Consider the following 22,664-nt stretch of genomic DNA (forward strand, 5'->3'; position numbering starts at 1 on the left):
GACGGCCCAATGCCTCAGACCCGTGAGCACATCCTGCTGGGTCGTCAGGTTGGCGTTCCTTTCATCATCGTGTTCCTGAACAAATGTGACATGGTTGATGACGAAGAGCTGCTGGAACTGGTTGAGATGGAAGTGCGTGAGCTGCTGTCTCAGTACGACTTCCCAGGCGATGATACCCCAGTGGTTCGTGGTTCTGCGCTGAAAGCGCTGGAAGGCGAAGCTGAGTGGGAAGCAAAAATCATCGAACTGGCAGAGCACCTGGATTCTTATATCCCAGAACCAGAGCGTGCAATTGACAAGCCGTTCCTGCTGCCAATCGAAGACGTATTCTCCATCTCTGGCCGTGGTACTGTTGTTACTGGTCGTGTAGAGCGCGGTATTGTTAAAGTCGGTGAAGAAGTTGAAATCGTAGGTATCAAAGATACAGCGAAATCAACCTGTACTGGCGTAGAAATGTTCCGCAAACTGCTGGACGAAGGCCGTGCGGGTGAGAACGTTGGTGTTCTGCTGCGTGGTATCAAACGTGAAGAAATCGAGCGTGGTCAGGTTCTGGCTAAGCCGGGTTCAATCAAGCCGCACACTCAGTTCGAATCTGAAGTGTATATCCTGAGCAAAGATGAAGGCGGCCGTCATACTCCGTTCTTCAAAGGCTACCGTCCTCAGTTCTACTTCCGTACGACTGACGTAACGGGCACCATCGAACTGCCAGAAGGCGTAGAGATGGTAATGCCGGGCGACAACATCAAAATGGTTGTTACCCTGATCCACCCAATCGCGATGGACGACGGCTTGCGTTTCGCTATCCGTGAAGGCGGTCGTACTGTAGGCGCGGGCGTTGTTGCTAAAGTTATCGCTTAATTGCTGATAACGTTTGACGCGATATGCGATAAAAGGGCATCATTTGATGCCCTTTTTCTACGCTGTTATGGTAGAACCTATCTCATCAGCGATTGTGGGATATAATCATTGGTGAGATAGGCTCTGTAGATACGGCGTAAATACCGAATTATTCGTTTTACAGAACATCTTTCGGTTTGGTTGCCCTGTGTTACGGGGCAAAGTTATTTGTCTGAATCATTGTGACAGGTTGGTTTATGAGTGCGAATACCGAAGCTCAGGATAGTGGGCGTGGCCTGGAAGTGATTAAGTGGCTGGTAGTGCTGGTTTTGCTAGTGACTGCGATTGTTGGCAATTCTTATTACCGTGAGTTTAGCCTTCCTCTGCGTGCATTGGCCGTTGTTATCCTGATCGCCGCAGCCGGTGGTGTGGCACTAGTGACCACGAAAGGCAAAGCAACCGTAGCGTTTGCTCGCGAAGCGCGTACTGAAGTGCGCAAAGTCATTTGGCCAACTCGTCAGGAAACGTTACACACCACGTTAATCGTTGCCGCGGTGACTGCCGTGATGTCACTGATTTTGTGGGGACTGGATGGCATTCTGGTCCGTTTGGTATCGTTTATCACTGGCCTGAGGTTCTAAGATGTCTGAAGCTCCAAAAAAACGTTGGTACGTCGTTCAGGCGTTTTCTGGTTTTGAAGGTCGCGTAGCACAATCACTGCGTGAACATATCAAACTCCATAATATGGAAGAACTGTTTGGCGAAGTCATGGTTCCTACTGAAGAAGTAGTCGAAATCCGTGGCGGTCAACGTCGCAAGAGCGAGCGCAAGTTTTTCCCAGGTTATGTCTTGGTACAGATGGTGATGGAAGATGCTAGCTGGCATCTTGTACGCAGTGTGCCTCGTGTTATGGGATTCATTGGCGGCACCTCTGATCGTCCAGCGCCGATCAGTGACAAAGAAGTGGATGCGATTATGAATCGTCTCCAGCAAGTTGGTGATAAACCTCGTCCGAAAACACTGTTTGAACCCGGTGAAATGGTTCGCGTCAACGACGGCCCATTTGCTGACTTTAACGGTGTTGTCGAAGAAGTTGACTATGAAAAGAGCCGCCTGAAAGTGTCTGTTTCGATATTTGGCCGCGCGACGCCTGTTGAACTCGACTTTGCTCAGGTCGAAAAAGGCTAATTGTCCGACGAGATTTGCCGAGAATACCTGCTTGCCTATGGCGCGAAATTAACCTATAATTTCGCGCCTTTTGTTTTTCAGTGGCCTTAATGGCGACTGAAACGTAATACAAACCACGGGGAGCCTTTCACTAGGCGTTATTACCCAATTGAGGAAAGTTAAATGGCCAAGAAAGTACAAGCCTACGTCAAGCTGCAAGTTGCAGCGGGTATGGCTAACCCGAGCCCACCAGTAGGTCCGGCTCTGGGTCAGCAAGGTGTTAACATCATGGAATTCTGTAAGGCGTTCAATGCTAAAACTGAAAGCATTGAGAAAGGTCTGCCGACTCCGGTTGTTATTACCGTTTATTCTGACCGTTCTTTCACCTTCGTTACCAAAACGCCTCCAGCAGCGGTTCTGCTGAAGAAAGCGGCTGGTATCAAGTCTGGTTCCGGCAAGCCGAACAAAGACAAAGTAGGTAAAGTAACGAGCGCTCAGGTTCGTGAAATCGCAGAAACTAAAGCTGCGGACATGACTGGTTCTGATGTAGACGCCATGGCGCGTTCTATCGCAGGTACTGCTCGTTCCATGGGCCTGGTAGTGGAGGATTAATAAATGGCTAAGCTGACCAAGCGCATGCGCGTGATCCGTGACAAAGTTGATGTAACTAAACAGTATGACATCAACGAAGCTGTTGCTCTGCTCAAAGAGCTGGCCACTGCTAAGTTCGTTGAAAGTGTAGACGTAGCCGTTAACCTCGGCATCGATGCACGTAAATCTGACCAAAACGTTCGTGGTGCAACCGTTCTGCCTCATGGCACCGGTCGTTCTGTTCGCGTAGCTGTCTTCACCCAGGGTGCAAACGCTGAAGCTGCTAAAGCGGCTGGCGCTGAGTTCGTGGGGATGGAAGATCTGGCTGATCAGATCAAAAAAGGCGAAATGGGCTTTGACGTTGTTATTGCTTCTCCAGATGCAATGCGCGTTGTTGGCCAATTGGGTCAGGTTCTGGGCCCGCGTGGCCTGATGCCAAACCCGAAAGTGGGTACAGTAACACCAAACGTCGCTGAAGCCGTTAACAATGCTAAAGCAGGCCAGGTTCGTTACCGTAACGATAAAAACGGTATCATCCATACCACTATCGGTAAGGTTGATTTCGATTCTGACAAATTGAAAGAAAACCTGGAATCTCTGCTGGTTGCGCTGAAAAAAGCAAAACCATCTCAGGCGAAAGGCGTGTACATCAAGAAAGTTAGTCTGTCTACCACAATGGGCGCTGGCGTTGCTATCGACCAGAGCGGCCTGAACGCTGCTGCTAACTAATCGCTTTTGTTCCGCTTTACTCGGGTGTGGGATTTACCTATAATCTTACGCCCGTTGTTCCTCAAGTGGATCGACGTAAGAATTTTCGGTTGGAGCCTGGCCTATCCAGGCCTCCGTCCAAGACCGCAGGTGTTTCGTAAGAAACTTAATTCTCCTGCGTAGACGGTGACAGAGCCTAAATAACGTTTTTCTTTTTTATAAAGAATAATTTTTTACTGGATTCTGCTCACCGTGTTTCAACGCTTATCTCTAATTTTGGCGATAAGTGAAGTGAGTTCCGGAGAGTTTCTCCGGCTAAATCCAGGAGCAAAAGCTAATGGCATTAAATCTTCAAGACAAACAAGCGATTGTTGCTGAAGTCAGCGAAGTAGCCAAAGGTGCGCTGTCTGCGGTTGTTGCGGATTCCCGTGGCGTTACCGTTGATAAAATGACCGAGCTGCGTAAAGCAGCACGTGAAGCTGGCGTTTACATGCGTGTTGTTCGTAACACCCTGCTGCGCCGCGTTGTTGAAGGTACTCAATTTGAATGCCTGAAAGACACGTTTGTCGGTCCGACCCTGATTGCATATTCTCTGGAACACCCGGGCGCTGCTGCTCGTCTGTTCAAAGAGTTCGCGAAAGCGAATGCAAAATTCGAGGTCAAAGCTGCAGCCTTTGAAGGTGAGCTGATCCCGGCGGCTCAAATTGACCGTCTGGCAACGCTGCCGACTTACGAAGAAGCACTGGCACGTCTGATGTCGACCATGAAAGAAGCCGCTGCAGGCAAACTGGTTCGCACTCTGGCTGCTGTTCGCGATGCAAAAGAAGCTGCGTAATAGCGCTTTCTTTTCTAACGCACTTGCTAACGTATAAACTATTTCTGATTCTTAGGAACAATTGTTATGTCTATCACTAAAGATCAAATTCTGGAAGCAGTAGCAGCTATGTCTGTAATGGATGTTGTTGAACTGGTTTCTGCTATGGAAGAAAAATTCGGTGTTTCTGCTGCTGCTGCTGTAGCTGTTGCTGCTGGCCCGGCTGAAGTTGCTGAAGAAAAAACTGAGTTCGACGTTGTGCTGAAAGGCATCGGCGCTAACAAAGTTGCTGTAATCAAAGCTGTTCGTGGCGCGACTGGTCTGGGCCTGAAAGAAGCCAAAGATCTGGTTGAATCTGCACCAGCAGTTCTGAAAGAAGGCGTGAGCAAAGATGACGCTGAAGCACTGAAAAAATCACTGGAAGAAGCTGGCGCTGAAGTTGAAGTTAAATAAGCCAATCTTTCAGGTTACAGCCTGATTCATTAGGCTGATGGCTGGTGACTTTTTAGTCACCAGCCTTTTTGCGCTGTAGGGTATCGATGGGCTTTCGCACTGTTTAGCCATTGATTTCCCCAATATTTTTTTCTATTGACGACTTAATATACTGCTTTCCAGAACGGGTTCCCTGCCTGAGCAGAAGCAATGAAATGGTTTAAGAGTAATAGAAAGACGTATTACGGAAAGTTCTCCATTTTCCGACCAACATAAAACATAAATAGTGTTGCATGAACTGCCCTTGTTAGGGCAGACAGAGTGGTTCGACTTGTCAGCTAGCTGAGGAACCCTATGGTTTACTCCTATACCGAGAAAAAACGCATTCGTAAGGATTTTGGTAAACGTCCACAGGTTTTGGACATACCTTATCTCCTTTCTATCCAACTTGACTCGTTCCAGAAGTTTATCGAGCAAGACCCGGAAGGTCAGTACGGTCTGGAAGCTGCATTCCGTTCTGTTTTCCCAATTAAAAGCTATAGCGGTAATTCAGAGCTGCAATACGTTAGCTATCGCTTGGGCGAGCCAGTATTTGACGTTAAAGAATGTCAGATCCGTGGTGTGACGTTCTCTGCGCCGCTGCGCGTGAAATTGCGTCTGGTGATCTACGAGCGTGAAGCACCTGAAGGCACCGTTAAAGACATCAAAGAACAAGAAGTTTACATGGGCGAAATTCCGCTCATGACCGACAACGGTACCTTCGTGATCAACGGCACTGAGCGTGTCATCGTATCTCAGCTACATCGTAGCCCAGGTGTGTTCTTCGATAGCGACAAAGGTAAAACCCACTCTTCAGGTAAGGTACTGTATAACGCACGTATTATTCCTTACCGTGGTTCCTGGCTGGATTTCGAGTTTGATCCGAAGGATAACCTGTTTGTTCGTATCGACCGTCGCCGTAAATTGCCAGCGACCATCATCCTGCGCGCGCTGGGTTACTCCACCGAACAGATCCTCGATCTTTTCTTCGATAAAATTGTCTATGAAATCAATGGCAATAAATTGCAGATGGATCTGATTCCTGAGCGTTTGCGTGGTGAAACCGCGTCGTTTGATATTGAAGCGAACGGTAAAGTTTATATCGAAAAAGGTCGCCGTATCACTGCGCGTCATATCCGTCAGTTAGAGAAAGACGGTATTGAGCGCATTGAAGTGCCTGTTGAATATATCGCTGGCAAAGTACTGTCCAAAGATTATATCGACGAGAGCACCGGTGAACTGATCGGCGCAGCCAATATGGAGCTGTCGCTGGATCTGCTGGCTAAACTGAGCCAGTCTGGTCACAAGCGTATTGAGACCCTGTTCACCAACGATCTTGATCACGGCGCATACATGTCTGAAACCGTGCGTGTCGATCCGTCAAACGATCGTCTGAGCGCGCTGGTTGAGATCTACCGCATGATGCGTCCTGGTGAACCACCAACGCGTGAAGCCGCAGAAACGCTGTTTGAGAACTTATTTTTCTCTGAAGATCGCTACGATCTGTCTGCTGTTGGTCGTATGAAGTTCAACCGTTCTCTGCTGCGTGACGAGATCGAAGGTTCCGGTATCCTGAGCAAAGACGACATCATTGACGTGATGAAGAAGCTCATTGATATCCGTAACGGTAAAGGCGAAGTGGATGATATTGACCACCTCGGCAACCGTCGTATCCGTTCCGTCGGCGAAATGGCAGAAAACCAATTCCGCGTGGGTCTGGTGCGTGTAGAACGTGCGGTAAAAGAGCGTCTGTCTCTGGGCGACCTCGATACGCTGATGCCACAAGACATGATCAACGCCAAGCCGATTTCGGCTGCCGTGAAAGAGTTCTTCGGTTCAAGCCAGCTTTCACAGTTTATGGACCAGAATAACCCGCTGTCCGAGATTACGCACAAACGTCGTATCTCTGCATTGGGTCCTGGTGGGCTGACGCGTGAACGTGCCGGCTTTGAAGTGCGTGACGTACACCCAACTCACTACGGTCGCGTTTGCCCTATCGAAACGCCGGAAGGTCCGAACATCGGTCTGATCAACTCCTTGTCCGTTTATGCGCAAACGAACGAATATGGTTTCCTTGAAACCCCATATCGTCGTGTGCGTGACAACGTGGTGACGGATGAGATCCATTACCTGTCTGCTATTGAAGAAGGCAACTTCGTTATCGCACAGGCGAACACCAATTTGGACGAAGAAGGCCGCTTTATCGACGAACTGGTTACCTGCCGTAACAAAGGTGAGTCCAGCTTGTTCAGCCGCGATCAGGTTGAATACATGGACGTTTCCACACAGCAGGTGGTTTCCGTCGGTGCATCCCTGATTCCGTTCCTGGAACACGATGACGCCAACCGTGCTCTGATGGGTGCGAACATGCAACGTCAGGCCGTTCCGACCCTGCGCGCTGATAAGCCGCTGGTTGGTACCGGTATGGAACGTGCTGTTGCGGTTGACTCCGGTGTAACTGCCGTCGCCAAACGTGGTGGTACAGTACAGTACGTGGATGCATCCCGTATTGTAATTCGCGTTAATGACGATGAAATGTATCCAGGCGAAGCCGGGATCGACATCTATAACCTGACCAAATATACCCGTTCTAACCAGAACACCTGCATCAGCCAGATGCCGTGTGTGTCTCTGGGTGAGCCGGTAGAACGTGGCGACGTTCTGGCAGATGGCCCGTCCACCGATCTGGGTGAACTGGCGCTGGGTCAGAACATGCGTGTGGCATTCATGCCATGGAATGGTTACAACTTCGAAGACTCCATCCTCGTTTCCGAGCGTGTGGTTCAGGAAGATCGCTTTACGACCATCCACATTCAGGAACTGGCTTGTGTGTCTCGTGACACCAAGTTAGGGCCTGAAGAAATTACTGCGGATATCCCTAACGTGGGTGAAGCAGCACTTTCCAAACTGGATGAGTCCGGCATTGTTTACATCGGTGCGGAAGTGACCGGTGGTGACATTCTGGTTGGTAAGGTCACGCCGAAAGGTGAAACCCAACTGACGCCAGAAGAAAAACTGCTGCGTGCGATCTTCGGTGAGAAAGCGTCTGACGTTAAAGACTCTTCTCTGCGTGTACCAAACGGTGTTTCCGGTACGATTATTGACGTACAGGTCTTTACCCGCGATGGCGTGGAAAAAGACAAACGTGCGTTGGAAATTGAAGAGATGCAACTGAAGCAGGCGAAGAAAGACCTGACTGAAGAGTTGCAGATTCTGGAAGCTGGCCTGTTTGCACGTATTCACGCAGTGCTGGTTTCCGGCGGCGTAGAAGCTGACAAACTGGACAAACTGCCGCGCGAGCGTTGGTTAGAACTGGGTCTGACTGATGAAGATAAACAGAATCAGTTGGAACAGTTGGCAGAACAGTATGATGAGCTGAAGCACGAGTTTGAGAAAAAACTCGAAGCTAAGCGCCGTAAAATCACCCAAGGCGACGATCTGGCACCGGGCGTGCTGAAAATCGTTAAGGTTTATCTGGCGGTTAAACGTCAGATCCAACCGGGTGACAAGATGGCAGGTCGTCACGGGAACAAAGGTGTTATCTCCAAGATCAACCCGATCGAAGATATGCCTTACGATGAGAACGGTACGCCGGTCGATATCGTACTGAACCCGCTGGGCGTACCTTCACGTATGAACATTGGTCAGATTCTTGAAACCCACCTGGGTATGGCTGCAAAAGGTATCGGCGAAAAAATCAACGCCATGCTTAAGCAGCACGAAGAAGTGACTAAACTGCGTGAGTTTATCCAGAGAGCCTACGATCTGGGCGACGATGTGCGTCAGAAAGTCGACCTGAGCACTTTCTCAGACGAAGAAGTCATGCGTCTGGCTGAAAACCTGAAGAAAGGTATGCCAATTGCAACGCCGGTATTCGACGGTGCAAAAGAGAAAGAAATCAAGGAACTGTTACAGATGGGCGGTATCCCTACCTCCGGTCAGATTACCCTGTACGATGGACGTACCGGTGAGAAATTTGAGCGTCAGGTCACCGTGGGCTACATGTACATGCTGAAACTGAACCACTTGGTTGACGATAAGATGCATGCTCGTTCCACCGGTTCTTATAGCCTGGTTACTCAGCAGCCGCTGGGTGGTAAGGCGCAGTTCGGTGGTCAACGCTTCGGTGAGATGGAAGTGTGGGCGCTGGAAGCTTATGGTGCAGCTTATACCCTGCAAGAAATGTTGACCGTTAAGTCTGATGACGTGAACGGCCGTACCAAGATGTATAAGAACATCGTGGATGGCAATCATCAGATGGAACCAGGCATGCCGGAATCCTTCAACGTATTGTTGAAAGAAATCCGCTCGCTGGGTATCAACATCGAGCTGGAAGAAGAGTAATCCCAGCTCGCTGTATTGCTGGCATTCGTCATAGGGACACCTGAATTGTGTTGTTTACGGCAGAGTTCAGGTGTCTATCAGGTCTAACTCCGACAGGAGCCAATCCGTGAAAGACTTATTAAAGTTTCTGAAAGCGCAAACTAAAACCGAAGAGTTTGATGCGATCAAAATTGCTCTGGCCTCGCCAGACATGATCCGTTCGTGGTCTTTTGGTGAAGTTAAAAAGCCAGAAACCATCAACTACCGTACGTTCAAACCTGAACGTGACGGCCTTTTCTGCGCCCGTATCTTTGGGCCGGTAAAAGATTACGAGTGCTTGTGCGGTAAGTACAAGCGCCTGAAACACCGCGGTGTGATTTGTGAGAAGTGCGGCGTTGAAGTGACCCAAACTAAAGTGCGCCGTGAGCGTATGGGTCACATCGAGCTGGCTTCTCCGACTGCGCACATCTGGTTCCTGAAGTCACTGCCTTCCCGTATCGGTTTGCTGCTGGATATGCCGCTGCGTGATATTGAGCGTGTGCTGTATTTTGAATCTTATGTCGTGGTTGAAGGTGGCATGACCAACCTTGAGCGCCGTCAGATCCTGACTGAAGAGCAGTATCTGGATGCGCTGGAAGAGTTTGGTGATGAATTCGACGCGAAAATGGGCGCCGAAGCGATCCAGGCTCTGCTGAAAAACATGGATCTGGAGCAGGAATGCGAGCAGCTACGTGAAGAGCTGACCGAAACCAACTCCGAAACCAAACGTAAGAAGCTGACGAAGCGTATTAAGCTGCTGGAAGCGTTCGTACAGTCTGGCAATAAACCAGAGTGGATGATCCTGACCGTTCTGCCGGTACTGCCGCCAGATCTGCGTCCGTTGGTTCCGCTGGATGGCGGTCGCTTCGCGACGTCTGACCTGAACGATCTGTATCGTCGCGTGATCAACCGTAACAACCGTCTGAAACGTCTGCTGGATCTGGCTGCGCCAGATATCATCGTACGTAACGAAAAACGTATGTTGCAGGAAGCGGTTGATGCGCTGTTGGATAACGGCCGTCGCGGTCGTGCGATCACCGGCTCTAACAAACGTCCTCTGAAATCTTTGGCCGATATGATCAAAGGTAAACAGGGTCGTTTCCGTCAGAACCTGCTTGGTAAGCGTGTTGACTACTCCGGTCGTTCCGTTATCACCGTGGGTCCATACCTGCGTCTGCACCAGTGTGGTCTGCCGAAGAAAATGGCACTGGAACTGTTCAAACCGTTCATCTACGGCAAGCTGGAACTGCGTGGTCTTGCTACCACTATTAAAGCCGCCAAGAAAATGGTTGAACGTGAAGAAGCCGTCGTATGGGATATCCTAGACGAAGTGATCCGCGAACACCCAGTACTGCTGAACCGTGCGCCAACACTGCACCGTTTGGGTATTCAGGCATTTGAACCGGTTCTGATCGAAGGTAAAGCAATCCAGCTCCACCCGCTGGTTTGTGCGGCTTATAACGCCGACTTCGATGGTGACCAGATGGCTGTACACGTACCGCTGACGCTGGAAGCCCAGTTGGAAGCGCGTGCGCTGATGATGTCGACCAACAACATCCTGTCCCCTGCGAATGGTGAGCCTATCATCGTTCCGTCTCAGGACGTGGTATTGGGTCTGTATTACATGACGCGTGACTGTGTTAACGCCAAAGGCGAAGGCATGGTGCTCACGGGGCCGAAAGAAGCTGAGCGTGTTTATCGTGCCGGCCTGGCCTCTCTGCATGCGCGGGTTAAAGTGCGTATCACCGAAGAGATCAAAAGCATCGAAGGTGATGTTACGCACCAGACGTCGATTATCGATACGACTATCGGCCGTGCCATCCTGTGGATGATCGTACCGAAAGGCCTGCCGTACTCGATCGTTAACCAGCCTCTGGGCAAGAAAGCGATCTCCAAAATGCTGAACACCTGTTACCGCATTTTGGGTCTGAAGCCGACGGTTATCTTCGCTGACCAGACGATGTACACCGGTTTTGCTTACGCGGCGCGCTCTGGTGCATCCGTTGGTATCGATGACATGGTGATCCCGGAGAAAAAAGCCGAGATTATCGAAGAAGCAGAAACCGAAGTGGCCGAGATTCAGGAGCAGTTCCAGTCTGGTCTGGTTACCGCGGGCGAACGCTATAACAAAGTGATCGATATCTGGGCAGCGGCGAACGAACGTGTTGCGAAAGCGATGATGGAAAACCTGTCCGTTGAGGATGTGGTTAACCGTGATGGCGTGGTTGAGCAGCAGGTCTCTTTCAACAGCATCTTTATGATGGCCGACTCCGGTGCGCGTGGTTCTGCGGCACAGATTCGTCAGTTGGCGGGTATGCGTGGTCTGATGGCGAAACCAGATGGTTCCATCATCGAGACGCCAATTACCGCAAACTTCCGTGAAGGTCTGAACGTACTCCAGTACTTCATCTCGACGCACGGTGCGCGTAAAGGTCTGGCGGATACCGCACTGAAAACTGCGAACTCCGGTTATCTGACGCGTCGTCTGGTTGACGTTGCGCAGGATCTGGTGGTCACCGAAGACGATTGTGGTACCCATGAAGGTATCATGATGACGCCGGTTATCGAGGGTGGTGATGTTAAAGAACCACTGCGTGAGCGCGTACTGGGCCGTGTAACGGCTGAAGACGTGATCAAACCAGGTACGGCGGATATTCTGGTTCCACGTAACACGCTGCTGAACGAGCAGTGGTGTGACATGTTGGAAGAGAACTCCGTTGACGCCGTTAAAGTGCGTTCAGTGGTAAGCTGCGAAACCGACTTTGGCGTGTGCGCCAATTGCTACGGTCGCGATCTGGCTCGTGGTCATATCATCAACAAAGGTGAGGCCATCGGGGTTATCGCGGCGCAGTCCATCGGTGAACCAGGTACACAGTTAACCATGCGTACGTTCCACATCGGTGGTGCGGCATCGCGTGCGGCCGCTGAGTCCAGCATTCAGGTGAAAAATAAAGGTAGCCTGAAACTGAGCAACGCGAAGTTCGTTATGAATAGCAACGGTAAATTGGTTATTACTTCACGTAATACCGAACTGAAACTGATCGACGAATTCGGACGTACGAAAGAAAGCTATAAAGTGCCTTACGGCGCAGTGATGGCGAAGGGTGATGGCTCAGACGTTAGCGGTGGCGAAACCGTCGCAAACTGGGATCCACATACCATGCCAGTCGTGACCGAGGTAAGCGGTTTTATCCGCTTTGCTGATATGATTGACGGTCAGACCATTACTCGCCAGACCGACGAACTGACTGGTTTGTCTTCTATCGTCGTTCTGGATAGTGCAGAGCGTACTGGTAGCGGTAAAGACTTGCGTCCAGCACTGAAAATCGTTGACGGCAAAGGTGAAGATGTACTGATCCCAGGTACTGATATGCCTGCTCAATACTTCCTGCCGGGTAAAACGATTGTTCAGTTGGAAGATGGGGTGCAGATTGGTGCCGGTGATACATTGGCGCGTCTCCCTCAAGAATCCAGTGGTACTAAAGATATTACCGGTGGTCTGCCACGCGTAGCCGATCTGTTCGAAGCTCGCCGTCCGAAAGAGCCGGCGATTCTGGCAGAGATCAGCGGTATCATTTCCTTCGGTAAAGAGACCAAAGGTAAACGCCGTCTGGTGATTTCTCCGTTGGATGGTAGCGATGCTTACGAAGAGATGATTCCGAAATGGCGTCAGCTCAACGTGTTTGAAGGTGAAGTGGTGGAACGTGGTGACGTGGTTTCCGACGGCCCAGAGTCTCCGCACGATATCCTGCGTCTGCGTGGCGTACATGCAGTAACGCGTTATATCACCAACGAAGTTCAGGAAGTTTACCGTCTGCAAGGCGTTAAGATTAACGATAAACACATTGAAGTTATCGTTCGTCAGATGTTGCGTAAAGGCACCATCGTTAATGCGGGCAGCACGGAGTTCCTGGAAGGCGAGCAGGCAGAAGTGTCTCGTATCAAGATTGCCAACCGTCAGTTGGAAGCGGATGGCAAGATCACGGCAACGTTCAGCCGCGATCTGCTGGGTATCACGAAAGCCTCTCTGGCGACCGAGTCCTTCATTTCTGCGGCATCGTTCCAGGAAACCACTCGCGTACTGACCGAAGCCGCTGTTGCGGGTAAACGTGATGAACTGCGTGGCTTGAAAGAGAACGTTATCGTGGGTCGTCTGATCCCTGCGGGTACGGGTTATGCGTACCATCAGGATCGTCTGCGTCGCCGTCAGGCCGGTGAAGCGCCAGTCGTGCCTCAGGTGAGCGCCGATGAAGCGTCTGCTAATCTGGCCGAACTGCTGAATGCAGGCTTTGGTAGCAGCGACGACGAATAAGTCTCTTCACGCTGTATTACCATGCGGTAAATAACGAAAACCCCGGCTATGATGGCTGGGGTTTTTTTATGATATCTCACCAGCGACGCACCTAAAGGTTTCACTGGTGATGTAAAAAATGGTTCCTGTCTTCTACCTGAGGAGCTAAATGTGCAAACGCTTCTGACGTTTTATTTCCTCCAGAAACGTTTTGCTGTACAGTGGTGTAAAGTAAATAGAACGGAATAGATATGAACACCTCAACTACGCCAGAACTGTCACAGTCCGGCGGCTCTACACTCCAGCAGGAACATTCATTTTCTACTGAAAATACCCTACAAACACAGACGGAAAGCCATTCTCAACAAAAAGCAAAACGTGCCGCATGGGGCAGTTTTGTGGGAGCCGTTGTCGATTGGTACGATTTTTTGCTGTACGGAATTGTTGCCGCCCTGGTATTTAATACCGAATTTTTCCCGCAGGTCAGCCCGACAATGGGGACGCTGGCGGCATTTGGTACGTTTGGCGTGGGTTTCCTGTTTCGACCGCTAGGCGGTATGGTGTTTGGGCACTTTGGCGATAAGCTGGGCCGTAAGCGGATGTTGATGATTACGGTCTGGATGATGGGTATCTCCACTGCGCTGATAGGGTTGTTGCCATCGTTTGATGCTATTGGCTGGTGGGCACCGGTACTGCTGGTTATGCTGCGCGCCATTCAGGGATTTGCTGTCGGTGGTGAGTGGGGCGGTGCGGCATTATTAGCGGTAGAGAGCGCGCCGAAGAAGAAGAAAGCCTTTTATAGCAGTGGCGTACAGGTTGGCTTTGGGGTTGGGCTGTTACTGGCTACAGGCTCGGTATCGCTGGTGAGCAATTTGACGACCAATGAGGAATTTATCACCTGGGGCTGGCGTCTGCCGTTCTTATTCAGCCTGATTCTGGTGGCGATTGCCTGGTGGGTGCGTAATGGGATGGATGAGTCTCAGGAGTTTGAGGCGAATAAAACCCTGGAAGACCGGGCGAAAAAACTGCGTTCGTTCCCTATTTTTGAAGCCCTGCGCCAGCATCCGAAAGCATTCCTGCTAATTATTGCGCTGCGGCTTGGTGAACTGCTGACGATGTATATCGTCACTGCGTTTGCCCTCAATTACTCTACTACCCATCTTGGTCTATCGCGGGATATCTTCCTGAATATTGGGCTGCTGGTGGGAGCGATCAGTTGTGTATCGATTCCTTGCTTTGCCTATCTCGCAGATAGCTTTGGCCGTCGTCGTATCTACGTTACCGGTGCGCTGATTGGTGCAGCGAGTGCAGTGCCATTCTTTATGGCGTTGGAAAGCCATAACACGCTGATGATTCTGTTCTTTGCCATCATGCTGGCGAATATTGCTCACGATATGATTGTTAGCGTACAGCAGCCGATGTTTACCGAGCTATTTGGTACGGCGTACCGCTACAGCGGGGCGGGTGTGGGTTATCAGGTCGCCAGCGTGGTTGGTGGGGGCTTTACCCCTTTTATCGCGGTTCTGCTGGTGCAGTTTATGGACGGTTCATGGCACGCGGTGGCGGCCTATCTTGCCATTGGCTGCCTGCTGTCGGCGATTGTCGGGATGCAGATGAAGGCAAAACCGAGTGAGGCTTTACCTCACTAACCTATTTATCTCGCTAACCCAGAAGGCCGATACAGAGGCAATATCTGTATCGGCAACATCACTGATATTTTTTGTTGTTCTGTCATCTGAACCGGTCAAGATCGCTACGTTTTAGCCCGATGTCCTTGAGCGTATGATCGCTCATACTGCGCAGTAATTTCAGCGTTTTCACTCTTATCCGCCAGGCTTTCCACAAACGATACGGCAAAATCAGCATGAGCCAGAACGGTGACTCGCGGAACGGCTTTTGTGATCGATTTTCATGAAATTCCATATTTTCCCCCTCGCCAGTGAATGATCGCTATGATGAGGTGAAAGGTATTTTCAATACAGACTCAAAAAATCAATTTTTTTATCATACAGATTGTGTGATATTGCATCTGAATGGTGATTTTTATTTGAATCTGTACTGGTTAATGCTGTGAATCTTGATAGGGAATGATACTGATGACGCGTTATCAACACCTGGCTGGGCTGTTAGAACAGCGGATCGAACAAGGGTTGTACCAAAGCGGAGAGCGCCTGCCTTCGGTTCGTGCGCTGAGTGCGGAGCATGGTGTGAGCATCAGTACCGTGCAACAAGCCTATCATCTGCTGGAAACCCGGCAATTGATTATGCCGCAGCCGCGTTCGGGATATTTCGTCACGCCGCATAAGGCAACGCCGCCTGTACCCGCGCTCACACGTCCTGCTCAACGTCCGGTTGAAATCACACAGTGGGAATCGGTGCTGGAGTTGGTTAATGTGCGGCTGGAAACTAACGTGCTGAAGTTTGGTAGCGGCATGCCGGATGTGAGCCAGCCGACCATCAAACCACTGTGGAAAGAGATGGCTCGTCTTTGTCAGTATCAGGATCCCCGTATCCTACAATATGACAGCGTATATGGCGTGCCCGCGCTGCGTGAGCAGATCGCCCGCCTTACCGTGGACTGTGGCTGCCAGTTGACTCAAGATGATATTGTGGTCACTACCGGGTGTCAGGAAGCCTTATTTGTGGCGGTGCGCGCCGTTTGTCAGCCAGGAGACATCGTAGCCGTTGAGTCACCGGCTTTTCCGGGGACGATGCAGATCCTGCGTGGACTGGATATCAAAGCGATCGAAATCCCCACCGACTCGGTGACGGGGATCAGCCTCGAAGCCTTGAGGCTGGCGCTGGATCAATGGCCGATCAAAGCCGTACTGCTCGTGCCGAGCTGTAATAATCCGCTTGGCTTCATCATGCCTGATTCTCGTAAGAAAGCGTTGGTGACGCTGGCGCAGCATTTTGATATCGCGATTATTGAAGATGATGCCTATGGCGAACTGGCCTATGAATATCCACGTCCCCGCGCGATAAAGTCGTTCGATGAAGATGGACGCGTGCTGCTGTGCAGTTCGTTTTCGAAGAATCTGGCTCCGGGGTTACGGGTTGGCTGGATCGCCCCCGGGCGCTATCTGGAGCGGGTGATTCATACAAAATACATCAGTACGGGATCGACGGTGGTGCAGCCCCAGCTCGCCGTGGCGGAGTTTATTCGTAACGGACACTATCAACCTCATCTACGCCGCATGCGTGCTCAGTACAAAGCGAATCTGAGTATATTTACCTGCTGGGTACGTGAGTATTTTCCGTCCAATATTTGCGTCAGTCGCCCGCAGGGCGGCTTTTTGGTATGGATTGAATTGCCCGAATATTTTGATTCGCTCAAACTCGCTCGTGAAGTCAGAAAAGCGGGCATACAGATAGCCGCCGGTTCGCTCTTCTCCGCTTCGGGGAAATACCGCAATTGTATTCGGCTCAATTATGCCAATCGTTTCACGGAAGAGATGAGGGAAGGACTGCGTATTGTGGGAAATGAAATCGCTAAGATGATGCATACGTAGCGATAACGTTTACTGCGGAACGCACTCTGCTTATCGTCAGGGAAGGGCCGATACGGGTAAGGATAAGCCCCGTATCGGCAGGTTGATGTGCAAAGCCGATAAGTGGTAAACGGCTCCGGTCAGCAGGCTTCATAGCACTTCGGCTTGCCAACGACGCTACTGTATGCTTCGTCGCAGACCATGACGATAGGCCTAATGCCATGTTGCGCGGCGCTCTCCTGAGAATATTGCTTTCTATGTAATTCTCATTTTGGCCTGCGAGGCGCATCCCAAGTCATGTGCATCACGCATATCGATCGCTTAAGATCCGGGATACGAGGGCTACCACGGTGCGAGGTGTCCCTGCGGGAACCTCATCACCGTGTTTCCCTCTCACTTCACGCTTAAGTGACCAATATTGCGGCCTTATCTGCCTAAATAGCCGTCCCAGTCTTTCCAGACGGGTTGAAGACCAGCACGTATGATGGCTTGTGCCACATCTTCAGGACGTCGTGAATCATGCGGTGAAAACTGTTCCAGTTCAGGATGATTGTCGGCATAACCGCCCGGCTGAGTTTTGGAAAAGGCGCTGACGTTGTTAATCGCGATAGGAATCGCATGATCGCGAAAGAAAGGCGATTCGCGCGTAGAAAGCGACAGTTCAATGTCCGGTGCCAACAGCCGGAATGCACAAATCACCTGCATGAGCTGTGCTTCATCCATTAACGATGCCGGTTCAATGCCGCCTGCACAGGGGCGCAGGCGCGGGAACGAGATAGAGTAACGGCTCTGCCAGTAGTGCTGCTGTAAGTGCAACAGATGTTCCGCCACCATGTAGCAGTCGGTGCGCCAGCTACTGGACAGGCCGATCAACGCACCCAGCCCGATCTTGTCGATCCCGGCGCGGCCAAGCCGATCTGGCGTAGCGAGCCGCCAATGGAAATCCTGCTTTCGTCCCTTTAAGTGGTGTAACTGATAGGTCGCCGGATGATAGGTTTCCTGATAGACCATCACGCCATCCAGCCCCAGCGTTTTCAACTCGGCGTACTCGTCCTGCGATAATGGTTGGACTTCAATCATCAGCGAACTGAAGAGCGGCCGGATCAGTGGAAAGACGCGGCGAAAATAATCCATGCCCACTTTGCGCTGGTGTTCGCCCGTCACGAGCAGCAGATGATCAAACCCGAGGGCTTTGATCGCGGCGCACTCACGCAGGATCTCCGCGTCATCCAGCGTTTTCCGCTTGATAGGGTTGCTCATCGAAAAGCCGCAATAGGTGCAGTCGTTAGCGCACAGGTTGGAGAGATACAGCGGCACATAGAAGCTGACTGTATTGCCGAAACGCTGTCGGGTGAGCTGCTGTGCCCGCTGGGCGAGTGGTTCCAGATAGGCGCTGGCGGCCGGAGAAATGAGCGCCATAAAATCGTCACGCGTCAGGTGGGGGGCAGCAAGCGCGCGTTCAACGTCCAGGGCAGTTTTAGCGTTGATGCGCAGCGTCAGGTCATCCCAGTCGAGCCGCTCCCAGACGGTTTGAAAATCGACGCTCATCGTGCCGCCCCTTGCGTGTGCTGATGCAGAAAACCGGTGAGCGGGCTGGTGGCGCTGGCTATAAACTGCTTACTTCCCAGACCCGCCTGACGAGCAAGCCCACCGGCATCGACTGCCAGCCGGAAAGCGTGCGCCATCGCCACAGGGTCGCGGGCTACCGCGATGGCCGTGTTGACCAGCACGGCGTCGGCACCCATTTCCAGTGCGTCGGCGGCATGGCTGGGTGCGCCAATGCCCGCATCGACAATCACCGGAACGCGTGCCTGTTCGATGATGATGCGCAGAAAATCGCGGGTTTGCAGCCCCTGATTAGAGCCAATTGGCGCACCCAGCGGCATGACCGCCGCGCAGCCGACCTCTTCGAGCCGTTTGCACAGCACGGGGTCGGCACCGCAATAGGGCAATACCGTGAAGCCCTCTTTAACTAACCGTTCGGCGGCTTTCAGGGTTTCGATGGGGTCGGGTAGCAGGTATTTCACATCGGGGTGAATTTCCAGCTTCAGCCAGCGAGTGCCCAGTGCTTCTCGCGCCAGGCGGGCGGCAAAAATGGCCTCGTCAGCGGTTTTGGCACCTGACGTATTTGGCAGCAGCTTAATCCCCAACTGGCGTAGCGGAGCAAGAATGGCGTCGTTGCCGCCGTTCAGATCCACGCGTTTCATCGCCATTGTGACTAACTGCGAACCAGATGCCTCAAGCGCTGCCAGCATCAGTTCGGGCGTAGAGAATTTTCCGGTGCCGGTCAGCAGCCGTGAAGTCAATGTCGTATCGGCAATGTGCAGCATGTCATCCTCCCGCGATTGCCTGAAAAAGCAAAATATCATCGCCGTCTTGCACCTGATGCTGTGACCAGGTGGCATGCGGAATAATGGTTTGGTTAATCGCCAGCGCCGTGCCGGGCTGGAGGCGGTTTATCTGATTCAGCAGCGCCTCAACCGTGATCGCCTCTGGGAATTCAAATAGCTCATCATTCAGCGTGATTTTCATGCTGATCCCCCACATACCGGACAATGGGGCGCGCGCGCGAGCTGGAGCGTATTCCAGCTCTGCTGTTTGCCATTGAACATTCTCAGCTTGCCGTCCAGCGCCGACGGCATGCCTGCCAGCAATTTGATTGCTTCCAGCGCCTGAAGCGTGCCAATCACGCCGACCACTGGCCCCAATACGCCTGCGGTACGGCAGTTGCGCTGTGGTTCTGCGGTGTCGGGGTACAGGCAGGCGTAGCAGCCTGAATGATAAGGCGGTGCGAAAACCGCAAGCTGACCGCTGAAGCCGACGGCGCTGCCGCTGATTAGCGGTTTGCCTGCGTTAAAGCAGGCGGTGTTAACCTCATGGCGGGTTGTCATGTTGTCACTGCAATCCAGCACCAGATCGACACGGCTGACGGCGCGGCGTAACGCGTCTCCGCTCAGCCTTTCGGTGAGTGCAATCGCTTCTGAGTACGGATTTAACGCCTGTAGCTGACGCTGGGCCAACACGGCTTTGGGTTGGTTAGTGTCGCAGGTGCGATACAGAATCTGGCGTTGCAGATTACTGATGTGCAGCGAGTCATCATCGGCAAGCAGCAGCGTACCAACCCCTGCGGCCGCCAGATAGAGCGAGGCCGGTGCGCCCAGCCCTCCCAGCCCAACCAGCAGAACGCGGGCGGCTTTGAGCTTTTCCTGACCTTCCGGGCCAATATCTTCCAGCATAAGTTGGCGGCTGTAGCGCATGAATTCGCTATCGCTCAGTCCGGCAGGTGTTGGATGGGGAGTCGTTACCATGTCATGCCTCCCGTCCTTCAATCATCCTGAGCAGCGTTGCCGTAGCCTGACGCCAGTCCGGTGCCTGTGTAATGGCGCTGACGACAGCGATGCTGCCGACACCCGTTGCCAGTACCGCAGGGACTTTGTCAGTGCTGATCCCGCCAATCGCAACGGTGGGGAAGCGGCCTTGCAGTGCGGCGACGTGCCGCGTCAGTGTAGCCAGCCCTTGTGGCGCAGAGGGCATAGCTTTGGTTTGCGTGGGGAAAATATGCCCCAGCGCGATGTAGGACGGATTTATCGTCACCGCGCGCGCCACCTCACGATCGTCGTGCGTGGAGATGCCTAAGCGCAGGCCGGCTTGTTTAATTGCAGCCAGATCGGCGGTGTCCAGATCTTCCTGACCCAGATGTACGCCGTATGCCTGATGTTTTATGGCTAATTTCCAATAGTCGTTGATGAAAAGCTGTGCCTGATAGCGACGACCCAAGGCGATCGCCTGGATCACATCGGCTTCGGCCTGTTCATCTGACCGACCTTTGATCCTGAGTTGGATCGTTTTCACCCCGACGCCGAGTAAGCGTTCGATCCACTCCACGCTATCGACGACGGGATAAAGCCCCAGTCGCGGTGACGTCGGGGAAAAAGGCGTCGAATCTGTCATTGGCTTTCCTCGGTTTGCAGGCTGGTGGCGCTGTGATAAAGCTCGCTGCCGCGCGAGCGGAATTCTTGCGACATCTGCGCCATACCTATTTCAATCGGTTTGGCTTCTGCTTCCTGTTTTGCCGCGTAGTCGCGCACTTCCTGTGAGATTTTCATCGAGCAGAATTTAGGGCCGCACATGGAACAGAAGTGGGCGACCTTACCGGATTCCTGCGGCAGCGTTTCATCGTGGTAGGCGCGTGCGGTTTGCGGATCGAGCGCCAGATTGAACTGATCTTCCCAGCGGAATTCGAAGCGCGCTTTCGACATGGCGTTATCACGGATCTGCGCGCCGGGGTGGCCTTTCGCCAGATCGGCGGCATGAGCGGCGATCTTATAGGTAATCAACCCCTGTTTAACGTCCTCTTTGTTCGGCAGGCCGAGATGCTCCTTCGGTGTGACATAACAGAGCATGGCGCAGCCGAACCAGCCGATCATGGCGGCACCGATGCCGGAGGTGAAGTGATCGTAACCCGGTGCGATATCGGTGGTTAACGGGCCGAGCGTGTAGAACGGCGCTTCGTGGCAGTGCTCTAGTTCTTCGGTCATGTTACGCCGGATCATCTGCATCGGAACGTGGCCAGGGCCTTCGATCATCACTTGCACGTCGTATTCCCAGGCGATTTTGGTCAGCTCCCCCAGCGTATGCAGTTCGGCAAACTGGGCTTCGTCATTGGCATCCTGAATCGAGCCGGGGCGCAAGCCGTCGCCCAGCGACAGCGCGACGTCATAAGCGGCGCAGATTTCACAGATTTCGCGGAAATGCTCGTACAGGAAGCTCTCTTTGTGATGCGACAGGCACCACTTCGCCATAATCGACCCCCCGCGTGAGACGATACCGGTGAGACGTTTGGCCGTCATCGGCACGTAGCGCAGCAGCACCCCCGCGTGGATGGTGAAATAGTCCACACCCTGTTCCGCTTGCTCCAGCAGCGTATCGCGGAACATTTCCCAGTTCAGGTTTTCTGCCACGCCGTTCACTTTCTCCAGCGCCTGATAGATGGGCACAGTCCCGATTGGCACCGGGCTATTGCGCAGGATCCATTCGCGAGTTTCGTGAATATAACGTCCGGTGGACAAATCCATCACGGTATCCGCGCCCCAGCGGGTAGACCAGACCAGCTTCTCCACCTCTTCTTCGATGGAAGATGTCACGGCGGAGTTGCCGATATTGGCGTTAACTTTCACCAGAAAATGGCGACCGATAATCATCGGTTCTGATTCGGGGTGATTGATATTAGCGGGAATAATCGCGCGTCCGGCGGCGACTTCCTGACGAACGAATTCCGGCGTGATGTTTTCCGGCAGGAGAGCGCCGAAACTTTGCCCCGGATGCTGCTGGCGCAGTACCTCACCGCGAATGCGTTCGCGTCCCATATTTTCGCGAATGGCGATAAATTCCATTTCGGGGGTGATGATGCCCTGTCGCGCATAGTGAAGCTGAGTGACGCGTTTGCCCGCGTTGGCACGCTGCGGTCGTGGCAAGTGTTCGAAGCGCAGATGATCCAGCCCCGCATCTGCCAGACGCTGTTGGGTGAAATCGGAACTGACGCCCGATAGCGACTCGGTGTCGCGACGCTCGGCAATCCAACTGGCGCGCAGCTTGGCTAAACCAACGCGAACATCCGGTTGCGCGGCAGGGTCGCCATAAGGCCCTGAAGTATCGTAAACCGGGATCGGCTCATTGGGTTCGTATTGCGGATGATCTTTACTGCCGCCGAGTAGCGTCGGGCTGAGGTGAATCTCCCGCATCGGTACGCGGATGTCATCGCGTGAACCCGTCAGGTAAATCCGGCTGGAATTGGGAAAGGCGCTGCCCTGTAAGGTGTCGATAAACTGTTGGGCGGCCGCACGCTGCTCACGACGCCCCGATTTTGATGACACGGTTTTTATAGACAAGGGTTCTGTAGACATAGCAAGTTCCTGTAGTACGTAAAGGGAAG

General features: G+C 52.4%; 18 protein-coding genes. 11 read left to right on the forward strand and 7 right to left on the reverse strand.

Annotated features, from left to right (window positions below; translation table 11 throughout):
* The 10 genes from tuf to shiA form a co-directional block, all read left to right on the forward strand.
* Positions 1-858 (forward strand): elongation factor Tu (gene tuf / locus OI69_RS07335; protein ID WP_039348144.1); only part of this gene is annotated, 858 nt, incomplete at its 5' end.
* Between the two features lie 236 nt (positions 859-1,094).
* Positions 1,095-1,478 (forward strand): preprotein translocase subunit SecE, encoded by a 384-nt coding sequence (gene secE, locus OI69_RS07340; RefSeq protein WP_039348147.1) that lies wholly within the window; start codon positions 1,095-1,097, stop codon positions 1,476-1,478.
* Position 1,479: 1 nt separating this feature from the next.
* The gene (nusG, locus tag OI69_RS07345; RefSeq protein ID WP_005970339.1) at positions 1,480-2,025 is read left to right on the forward strand and encodes a transcription termination/antitermination protein NusG; all 546 of its coding nucleotides are present in this window, start codon (positions 1,480-1,482) and stop codon (positions 2,023-2,025) included.
* 162 nt (positions 2,026-2,187) lie between these two features.
* On the forward strand, positions 2,188-2,616 hold the full coding sequence (gene rplK / locus OI69_RS07350; RefSeq protein ID WP_039348150.1) for a 50S ribosomal protein L11: 429 nt from the start codon (positions 2,188-2,190) through the stop codon (positions 2,614-2,616).
* 3 nt (positions 2,617-2,619) lie between these two features.
* Positions 2,620-3,324, forward strand: coding sequence for a 50S ribosomal protein L1 (gene rplA, locus OI69_RS07355; RefSeq protein ID WP_039348153.1), 705 nt, complete (start codon positions 2,620-2,622; stop codon positions 3,322-3,324).
* 316 nt (positions 3,325-3,640) lie between these two features.
* Positions 3,641-4,138 (forward strand): 50S ribosomal protein L10, encoded by a 498-nt coding sequence (gene rplJ / locus OI69_RS07360; protein WP_010285495.1) that lies wholly within the window; start codon positions 3,641-3,643, stop codon positions 4,136-4,138.
* Positions 4,139-4,204: 66 nt separating this feature from the next.
* A complete protein-coding gene (gene rplL, locus OI69_RS07365; RefSeq protein WP_012772935.1) occupies positions 4,205-4,570 on the forward strand; it encodes a 50S ribosomal protein L7/L12 in 366 nt (121 codons plus the stop codon).
* A gap of 333 nt (positions 4,571-4,903) precedes the next feature.
* Complete coding sequence (rpoB, locus tag OI69_RS07370) at positions 4,904-8,932, forward strand: DNA-directed RNA polymerase subunit beta (RefSeq protein ID WP_039348156.1); 4,029 nt, start codon at positions 4,904-4,906, stop codon at positions 8,930-8,932.
* A gap of 106 nt (positions 8,933-9,038) precedes the next feature.
* Positions 9,039-13,262: a DNA-directed RNA polymerase subunit beta' gene (rpoC, locus tag OI69_RS07375; protein WP_039348159.1), complete on the forward strand. Its 4,224-nt coding sequence runs from the start codon at positions 9,039-9,041 to the stop codon at positions 13,260-13,262.
* A 230-nt stretch (positions 13,263-13,492) separates the two neighbouring features.
* A complete protein-coding gene (gene shiA / locus OI69_RS07380) occupies positions 13,493-14,890 on the forward strand; it encodes a shikimate transporter (RefSeq protein WP_039348162.1) in 1,398 nt (465 codons plus the stop codon).
* A gap of 82 nt (positions 14,891-14,972) precedes the next feature.
* On the opposite strand, the gene OI69_RS07385 is transcribed toward shiA, so the two are convergent.
* Positions 14,973-15,164: a DUF1127 domain-containing protein gene (locus tag OI69_RS07385; protein ID WP_039348164.1), complete on the reverse strand. Its 192-nt coding sequence runs from the start codon at positions 15,162-15,164 to the stop codon at positions 14,973-14,975.
* 173 nt (positions 15,165-15,337) lie between these two features.
* On the opposite strand from OI69_RS07385, the gene OI69_RS07390 reads away from it, so the two are divergent.
* Positions 15,338-16,753: an aminotransferase-like domain-containing protein gene (locus tag OI69_RS07390; protein WP_039348167.1), complete on the forward strand. Its 1,416-nt coding sequence runs from the start codon at positions 15,338-15,340 to the stop codon at positions 16,751-16,753.
* A gap of 405 nt (positions 16,754-17,158) precedes the next feature.
* Here the strand turns inward: OI69_RS07390 and thiH are convergent, their stop codons facing one another.
* From thiH to thiC, 6 genes are read right to left on the reverse strand one after another with little or no spacing between them, the layout of a single operon-like run.
* Positions 17,159-18,280: a 2-iminoacetate synthase ThiH gene (gene thiH / locus OI69_RS07395; protein WP_039348169.1), complete on the reverse strand. Its 1,122-nt coding sequence runs from the start codon at positions 18,278-18,280 to the stop codon at positions 17,159-17,161.
* On the reverse strand, positions 18,277-19,062 hold the full coding sequence (locus tag OI69_RS07400; protein ID WP_039348173.1) for a thiazole synthase: 786 nt from the start codon (positions 19,060-19,062) through the stop codon (positions 18,277-18,279). Before OI69_RS07400 ends, thiH begins: the two co-directional genes overlap by 4 nt.
* A 1-nt stretch (position 19,063) precedes the next feature.
* Complete coding sequence (gene thiS, locus OI69_RS07405) at positions 19,064-19,264, reverse strand: sulfur carrier protein ThiS (protein ID WP_039348176.1); 201 nt, start codon at positions 19,262-19,264, stop codon at positions 19,064-19,066.
* Entirely contained in the window at positions 19,261-20,040 is a 780-nt protein-coding gene (locus OI69_RS07410) for a HesA/MoeB/ThiF family protein (protein ID WP_039348180.1), read from the reverse strand. Before OI69_RS07410 ends, thiS begins: the two co-directional genes overlap by 4 nt.
* A 1-nt stretch (position 20,041) precedes the next feature.
* Positions 20,042-20,683: a thiamine phosphate synthase gene (thiE, locus tag OI69_RS07415; RefSeq protein WP_039348182.1), complete on the reverse strand. Its 642-nt coding sequence runs from the start codon at positions 20,681-20,683 to the stop codon at positions 20,042-20,044.
* A complete protein-coding gene (gene thiC / locus OI69_RS07420; RefSeq protein ID WP_039348184.1) occupies positions 20,680-22,635 on the reverse strand; it encodes a phosphomethylpyrimidine synthase ThiC in 1,956 nt (651 codons plus the stop codon). The genes thiE and thiC overlap by 4 nt, the downstream gene beginning before the upstream one ends.
* Between the last annotated feature and the right edge of the window lie 29 nt (positions 22,636-22,664).

It is taken from the genome of Pectobacterium fontis, from assembly GCF_000803215.1.
Classification (GTDB): Bacteria; Pseudomonadota; Gammaproteobacteria; order Enterobacterales; family Enterobacteriaceae; genus Pectobacterium; species Pectobacterium fontis.

Excerpts from the sequence above, each read along its gene's own strand:
- secE (WP_039348147.1), top strand. The coding sequence starts at position 1,095 with ATGAGTGCGAATACCGAAGCTCAGGATAGTGGGCGTGGCCTGGAAGTG.
- nusG (WP_005970339.1), top strand. The coding sequence starts at position 1,480 with ATGTCTGAAGCTCCAAAAAAACGTTGGTACGTCGTTCAGGCGTTTTCT.
- rplK (WP_039348150.1), top strand. The coding sequence starts at position 2,188 with ATGGCCAAGAAAGTACAAGCCTACGTCAAGCTGCAAGTTGCAGCGGGT.
- rplA (WP_039348153.1), top strand. The coding sequence starts at position 2,620 with ATGGCTAAGCTGACCAAGCGCATGCGCGTGATCCGTGACAAAGTTGAT.
- rplJ (WP_010285495.1), top strand. The coding sequence starts at position 3,641 with ATGGCATTAAATCTTCAAGACAAACAAGCGATTGTTGCTGAAGTCAGC.
- rplL (WP_012772935.1), top strand. The coding sequence starts at position 4,205 with ATGTCTATCACTAAAGATCAAATTCTGGAAGCAGTAGCAGCTATGTCT.
- rpoB (WP_039348156.1), top strand. The coding sequence starts at position 4,904 with ATGGTTTACTCCTATACCGAGAAAAAACGCATTCGTAAGGATTTTGGT.
- shiA (WP_039348162.1), top strand. The coding sequence starts at position 13,493 with ATGAACACCTCAACTACGCCAGAACTGTCACAGTCCGGCGGCTCTACA.
- OI69_RS07385 (WP_039348164.1), bottom strand. The coding sequence starts at position 15,164 with ATGGAATTTCATGAAAATCGATCACAAAAGCCGTTCCGCGAGTCACCG.
- OI69_RS07390 (WP_039348167.1), top strand. The coding sequence starts at position 15,338 with ATGACGCGTTATCAACACCTGGCTGGGCTGTTAGAACAGCGGATCGAA.
- thiH (WP_039348169.1), bottom strand. The coding sequence starts at position 18,280 with ATGAGCGTCGATTTTCAAACCGTCTGGGAGCGGCTCGACTGGGATGAC.
- OI69_RS07400 (WP_039348173.1), bottom strand. The coding sequence starts at position 19,062 with ATGCTGCACATTGCCGATACGACATTGACTTCACGGCTGCTGACCGGC.
- thiS (WP_039348176.1), bottom strand. The coding sequence starts at position 19,264 with ATGAAAATCACGCTGAATGATGAGCTATTTGAATTCCCAGAGGCGATC.
- OI69_RS07410 (WP_039348180.1), bottom strand. The coding sequence starts at position 20,040 with ATGGTAACGACTCCCCATCCAACACCTGCCGGACTGAGCGATAGCGAA.
- thiE (WP_039348182.1), bottom strand. The coding sequence starts at position 20,683 with ATGACAGATTCGACGCCTTTTTCCCCGACGTCACCGCGACTGGGGCTT.
- thiC (WP_039348184.1), bottom strand. The coding sequence starts at position 22,635 with ATGTCTACAGAACCCTTGTCTATAAAAACCGTGTCATCAAAATCGGGG.